This window comes from Flavonifractor sp. (assembly GCF_019422385.1).
GTDB classification, from domain to species: domain Bacteria; phylum Bacillota; class Clostridia; order Oscillospirales; family Oscillospiraceae; genus Flavonifractor; species Flavonifractor avistercoris.
Window position 1 is genome coordinate 1 of the sequence record NZ_JAHZDL010000113.1, and the last position, 6,633, is coordinate 6,633.

Below are 6,633 nucleotides of genomic sequence, written 5' to 3' on the forward strand. Positions count from 1 at the left end.
AGGCGAAGAGGGTGCCGGTGCGGCCGATGCCGGTCTGCACCTCGTCCACCAGCAGGAGCCAGTCCCGCTCGGCGCACAGCACCGCCAGATCGTGGACGTATTCCCGCTCCAGCGGGATCACGCCGCCCTCCCCCTGCACCAGCTCCAGCAGGACGGCGCACACGTCGTGGCCCGCCACCTCCTGGATGGCGTCCAGGCTGCCCGCCTCGGCGTACCGGAAGCCGTCGGAGAAGGGGAAGAAGGAGTGGTGCAGCCTGTCCTGCCCCGTGGCGGTCAGGGTGGTCATGGTGCGGCCGTGGAAGGAGTTTTTCAGGGTGAGGATGGTGCCCCGGCCCTTGCCGTACTTGTCAAAGGAGTACTTGCGGGCCAGCTTGATGAGCCCCTCGTTGCCCTCGGCGCCGGAGTTACCGAAGAAGGCCGCCGCCAGGCCGGAGCGCTCACAGAGGGTCTGGGCCAGCCTGGCGTAGGGCTGGGTGTAGTACAGGTTGGAGATGTGGCCCAGCCTGGCCGCCTGGGCGGTGACGGCCTCCACCCATTTGGGGTTGGCGTGGCCGACGGAGCACACCCCGATGCCGGAGGTGAAGTCGATGTACTCCGTTCCGTCCAGGCTGTAAAGCGTGGCCCCCCGGCCGTGGTCGATGTCCACGTCAAAGCGGCCGTAGGTCTGGATCACATGCCGGTGGTCCAGCTGAATCAGTTCCTGATGGTTCATATCCGTACCCCCTTACAGAAGCATCGTTCCAATGCCCGCGTCGGACAGGAGCTCGATGAGCAGGGAGTGGGGGATGCGCCCATCCAGGATGACCGCGTTCTTCACCCCGGAGCGCACCGCCTCCACACAGCACTCCACCTTGGGGAGCATGCCCCCCTTGATCACCCCGTCCTTCACCAGACCGGGCACCTGGGACAGGCGCACCTCGGGCAGCAGGGTGCCCTCGTCCGCCGGATCCCGCAGCAGGCCCCGCACGTCGGTGAGGAGCAGCAGCTTCTCCGCGCCGAGGGCCACCGCCAGCTTGGCGGCGGCGGTGTCGGCGTTGATGTTGTAGGCGGCGGGGCCGTCTGTCCCCTGGGCCACGGTGGACACCACGGGGATGTAGCCGTTCTCCAGGCTGTCCACCACCACGCGGGGCTCCACGGCGGTGATCTCCCCCACCAGGCCGTACTTCTCGTCCAGCATTCTGGCCTGGAACAGGCCCGCGTCCATGCCGCACAGGCCCACCGCCCGGCCCCCGGTCTGGTTCAGGGTGGCCACCAGGTTCTTGTTCACCTTGCCGCACAGCACCTGCTGCACCACGTCCATGGTCTCCTCGTCGGTGTGGCGCAGGCCGTCCACAAACCGGGACTCCTTGCCGATTTTGCGGAGCATCTCGGTGATCTCCGGCCCGCCGCCGTGGACCACCACCACCCGGATGCCCACCAGGTGGAGGAGGATCAGGTCGGAGATGACGGCCCGGCGCAGCTCGTCGGAGATCATGGCGTTGCCGCCATATTTCACCACCACGGTCTTGCCGTAGTACTTCTGGATATAGGGCAGGGCCTCGGCCAGTACCTGGGCCCGCTGTGCCACCAGGGAATCGGACATGGGTTTTCGCCTCCATTGGATTGCGGGATATTCGGGCGCGCCATGTGCGCCCCGATAGGATGTGCCGCCCGTCCGTATCAGGTGCGGTAATCCCCGTTGATTTTTACATAGTCATAGGTCAAATCGCAGCCCCAGCAGGTGGCGGAGTCCTCTCCCTCGCTGAGGGCGACGGTGATGACCACCTCGTCCTGGCTCAGGATGCTCTTGGCACTCTCCTCGTCGAAGTCCACTCCGGCGCCCTGCTTACATACCAGGATCTCCCCCACGGCGGAGGAGAAGGAGATGTCCACATACTCCGGCCGGAAGGGGGCCTTGGAGTAGCCCATGGCGCACAGCACCCGGCCCCAGTTGGCGTCGGCGCCGAACATGGCGGCCTTCACCAGGGGGGAGCCCACCACCGCCTTGGCCAGGCGCTCGGCGCTCTCCTCGCTGCGGGCGCCCTGCACCGTGCAGGTGATCAGCTTGCTGGCCCCCTCGCCGTCGGCGGCGATGGCCCGGGAGAGCTGCTCGCACAGGTGGCGGAGGGTCTTGACAAACACGGTGTAGCCGTCGTCCTTCCACTCGATGAGGGGGTTGCCCGCCATGGCGTTGGCCAGCACCACGCACATGTCGTTGGTGGAGGTGTCCCCGTCCACGGTCACCCGGTTGAAGGTGCGGGGGACAATCTCGTGGAGGGCGTCGGCGAGCAGCTCCTGGGTGATGGCGCAGTCGGTGGTGATAAAGCACAGCATGGTGCCCATGTTGGGGTGGATCATGCCGGAGCCCTTGGCGATGGCCCCCAGGGTCACCGTCTTGCCGCCGATGGAGCAGGTGAAGGCCAGCTCCTTTTTCACCGTGTCGGTGGTCATGATGGCGTTGGCCGCCGCGTCGGAGCCGTCCTTGGACAGGGCGGCCGCCGCCTGGGGCAGGCCCTTCCCGATGGCGTCGATGTTCAGCTCCTGGCCGATCACGCCGGTAGAGGCCACCACGAAGTCCTCCGGCTTCAGGCCGGTGGCCTGGGCGGCCAGGACGCACATCTCCTCGGCGTGCTCGTGGCTGTTGGGGGCGCAGGCGTTGGCGTTGCCGGAGTTGGCCACGATGGCCTGGGCCTCCCCGTTCTCCAGGTGGTCCATGGTCACGTAGATGGGGGCGGCCTTCACCCGGTTCATGGTGTACACCGCCGCCGCGGCGCAGGGCTGCTCCGACACGATGAGGGCCAGATCCTTCTTGTCCGCCAATACCTCGGGCATGCCGCTGCGGGCGGGCTGGTTGCCGTCGCCCTTGCCCTTCTTCACGCCGCAGTGGACGCCGGAGGCCGTAAAGCCCATGGGGGCGGTGACGCCGCCGGAAATCTGTTTCATATCCTTCACTCCTTGCTGAGCCGGAGCGGCGGGACAGGCCCGCCCTACGGCAATTCTGATGTAGGGCGGGGGCTTGCCCCCGCCGCCTGTCTCTTACAGCACCAGGCCCCGTGTCTCTTCAAAGCCCAGCATCAAATTCATGTTCTGCACCGCCGCGCCGGAGGCCCCCTTGCCCAGGTTGTCGAACCGGGCGGTGACGATGGTCTGCCCCTCATGGCCGCTGACGGTGAGCTCCAGCCGGTCGGTGCCGGCCAGAGCGTTGGCCGCCAGATAGGCGGGCTGGTCGGAGTAGGGGGCCACGCTCACCAGGGGCTGCTTGGCGTAATAGGCCGCCAGGATCAGGGACAGCTCCCTGGCCGTGGGCTGGCCCCGCAGATAGCGGTTGTGGAGCTGGATGGTGGTGGCCATGCCCCGGTAGTAGTCGTCCACCACCGGGCAGAACACCGGCGGGGCCTCCAGACCGGAGATCTTCTGCATCTCCGCCAGGTGCTTGTGCTTCAGAGTGGTTCCGTAGATGCGTGGGCTGTAAAGCTCATTCCCTTTATTGCTGGCCTCGTACTCCGCAATCATTTTCTTCCCGCCGCCGGAGTAGCCGGTGAGGGAGAAGCAGGTCAGGGGGTAGTCCCTGGGCAGGACGTTCAGGGCCGCCAGGGGCGCGGCGGCGGCCAGAAAGCCGGTGGCGTGACACCCCGGATTGGCTACAAACCGCGCTGTCCCAATGGTTTGGGCCGGATCCTTGTAGAGCTCCGGGAAGCCGTACACCCACCCGGGGGCGGTGCGGTGGGCGGTGGAGGCGTCGATCACCCGGGTGTGGGAGTTCTCAATCAGGCCCACCGCCTCCACGGCGGCGGCGTCGGGCAGGCAGAGGAACACCAGGTCGGCCTCGTTGATCAGCCGCTTCCGTTCTGTCAAGTCCTTTCGCTTGTCGGGTTCAATGGAGAGCAGTTCAATGTCGTCCCGCCCTGCCAGCCGCTGGTGGATCTCCAGGCCGGTGGTGCCCTCCTGCCCGTCGATGTAGACCTTGGGCTTAGTCATGCTCCCGGGCCTCCATAAATGCTTTGATATTGGCGATCTGCTGCTTCACGCTGTCGGCTGCCGGGCCGCCGTAGCACCCCACGGGGCAAGCCCCGTGGGGGCCCCGATTTCTTTCACATGCTCGGCGGAAGTGAATTCCGCCTGCGCCAAGGTTTTGCCTGCGGCAAAACGCTTGTACGCGCCACTCGGCGCGTGCGTCTACGTCGGCCCGCTTATCCATGTGCTCTTCCCTCCACAAACGCTTTGATATTGGCGATCTGCTGCTTCACGCTGTCGGCCGCCGGGCCGCCGTAGACGGTGCGGCCGTTGACGCAGGTCTTCAGCTCCAGGGCCTGGTATACGTCGGCGTCGAACAGGTTGGAGATGGAGCGGAAGTCCTTCAAGGGCAGGGTGTCCAGAGTCTCGCCGGACTTGATGCACATGTTCACCAGCCGGCCCACGATCATGTAGGCCTCCCGGAAGGGCATGCCCTTCTTCACCAGGTAGTCGGCGCAGTCGGTGGCGTTGATGAAGCCGCCGGAGGCCGCGTTCCGCATGTTCCTGGGCAGGACGGTGAGGGTGTCCAGCATGGCGGCGAACACGGGCACGCACAGCTCCACCGTGTCGATGGCGTCAAAGACGCACTCCTTGTCCTCCTGCATATCCTTATTATAGGCCAGGGGCAGGCCCTTCATGACGGTGAGCAGGGTGATCAGGGAGCCGTACACCCGGCCGGTCTTGCCCCGCACCAGCTCGGCCACGTCGGGGTTCTTCTTCTGGGGCATGATGGAGGAGCCGGTGGAGTAGGCGTCGTCCAGCTCCACGTATTTGAACTCCCAGGAGCACCAGAGGATGATCTCCTCGGAGAACCGGGACAGGTGCATCATGAGGATGGAGCAGGCGGACAGGAACTCGATGGCGAAGTCCCGGTCGGATACCGAGTCCATGGAGTTGTCGGTGGGTTTGGCAAAGCCCAGGGCGGCGGCGGTCTGGAACCGATCCACCGGGTAGGTGGAGGTGGCCAGGGCGCCCGCCCCCAGGGGGCACTCGTCCATCCGCTCCAGGCAGTCCTCCAGCCGGGTCACGTCCCGGCGGAGCATGTTGGCGTAGGCCATCATGTAGTGGGCGAAGGTGGTGGGCTGGGCCCGCTGCAGGTGGGTGTAGCCGGGCATGACGGTGTCCAGGTTGGCCTCCGCCTTCCGGATAAGCACCTTCTCCAGCTCCAGCACCATGTCGATGATCTTGGGGATCTCCTGCTTGACGTAGAGGCGGAAGTCCACCGCCACCTGGTCGTTGCGGCTGCGGGCGGTGTGGAGCCGCTTGCCCGTGTCGCCGATGCGCTGGGTGAGCAGGGTCTCGATGTTCATGTGGATGTCCTCGTTCTCCAGGGAGAACTCCACCTTGTCGGCCTCGATGTCGGCCAGAATGGCCTTGAGGCCGTCGATAATCTTCTCCGCCTCGTGCTCCTCGATGATGCCCTGCTTGCCCAGCATGGCGGCGTGGGCGATGGAGCCCGCGATGTCCTCTTTGTACATCCGGGCATCAAAGGCGATGGAGGAGTTGAAGTCGTTGACCAGGGTATCGGTCTCCTTTTGGAACCGTCCGGCCCAGAGTTTCATAATGGTTCCTCTCCTATGATTGATAAGATAGGGTAGGGCGGGGGCTTGCCCCCGCCGTCCCGTGATTTGGATAAGAGCGGCGGGGGCAAGCCCCCGCCCTACTGGTCTATTAATTCCAGGGAAGCCGGATGCTCACAGTTTTCCCTGATCCCGGAGAGCGAGAATCGTATCCGGCAGGCCCCACAGGTTGATGAAGCCGGTGGCGTCGTTCTGGTTGTAGTCGCTCTCCTCGAAGGTGACGATTTTCTCGGAGTAGAGGGTGTCGGGAGAGGTGACGGAGGCGGTGATGATGTTGCCCTTGTAGAGCTTGAGCTTCACGGTGCCGGTGACGTGCTTCTGGGTCTCCACCGCGAAGGCCTGGAGGGCCTCCCGCAGGGGGGTGAACCACTTGCCGTTGTACACCAGGTCGGCAAAGTCCACCGCCAGCTTCTGCTTCATGTGCTTGGTGTCCTTGTCGATGGTGATCATCTCCAGCACCTCGTGGGCCCGGTAGAGGATGGTGCCGCCGGGGGTCTCGTACACGCCCCGGTCCTTCATGCCCACCAGCCGGTTCTCCACGATGTCCAGCAGGCCGATGCCGTTCGCGCCGCCCAGCTGGTTGAGCTTGCGGATGATGTCGCTGGCCTTCATCTTCTCGCCGTCCACTGCCACGGGCACGCCCTTCTCAAAGTCCAGGGTGACGTAGGTGGCCTCGTCGGGGGCCTTCATGGGGGAGACGCTCATCTCCAGGAAGCCGGGCTTGTCGTACTGGGGCTCGTTGGCGGGGTCCTCCAGGTCCAGGCCCTCGTGGCTCAGGTGCCACAGGTTCTTGTCCTTGGAGTAGTTGGTCTCCCGGGAGATCTTCAGGGGCACGTTGTGGGCCTCGGCATAGTCGATCTCCTCATCCCGGCCCTTGATGTCCCACTCCCGCCAGGGGGCGATGATCTTCATCCCGGGGGCGAACCGCTTGATGGCCAGCTCGAAGCGGATCTGGTCGTTGCCCTTGCCGGTGCAGCCGTGGCAAATGGCGTCGGCGCCCTCCTTCTTGGCGATCTCCACCAGCCGCTTGGCGATGATGGGCCGGGCGAAGGCGGTGCCC

The 6,633-nt window shown here is 65.3% G+C and carries 6 protein-coding genes; all 6 read right to left on the reverse strand.

All coding sequences use genetic code 11. The features are described from left to right. Positions 1-712 (reverse strand): aminotransferase class III-fold pyridoxal phosphate-dependent enzyme (locus tag QZ378_RS11725; protein ID WP_291258397.1); only part of this gene is annotated, 712 nt, incomplete at its 3' end. 12 nt (positions 713-724) lie between these two features. Continuing rightward, on the reverse strand, positions 725-1,582 hold the full coding sequence (gene argB, locus QZ378_RS11730) for an acetylglutamate kinase (RefSeq protein ID WP_291258398.1): 858 nt from the start codon (positions 1,580-1,582) through the stop codon (positions 725-727). Positions 1,583-1,659: 77 nt separating this feature from the next. Next, a complete protein-coding gene (gene argJ, locus QZ378_RS11735) occupies positions 1,660-2,922 on the reverse strand; it encodes a bifunctional glutamate N-acetyltransferase/amino-acid acetyltransferase ArgJ (protein WP_291258399.1) in 1,263 nt (420 codons plus the stop codon). A gap of 93 nt (positions 2,923-3,015) precedes the next feature. Next, positions 3,016-3,957 (reverse strand): N-acetyl-gamma-glutamyl-phosphate reductase, encoded by a 942-nt coding sequence (argC, locus tag QZ378_RS11740; protein WP_291258400.1) that lies wholly within the window; start codon positions 3,955-3,957, stop codon positions 3,016-3,018. Positions 3,958-4,169: 212 nt separating this feature from the next. After that, positions 4,170-5,555, reverse strand: coding sequence for an argininosuccinate lyase (gene argH / locus QZ378_RS11745; protein WP_291258401.1), 1,386 nt, complete (start codon positions 5,553-5,555; stop codon positions 4,170-4,172). Positions 5,556-5,687: 132 nt separating this feature from the next. Beyond that, on the reverse strand, positions 5,688-6,633 hold a 946-nt coding region (locus QZ378_RS11750), incomplete at its 5' end, for an argininosuccinate synthase (protein ID WP_291258402.1).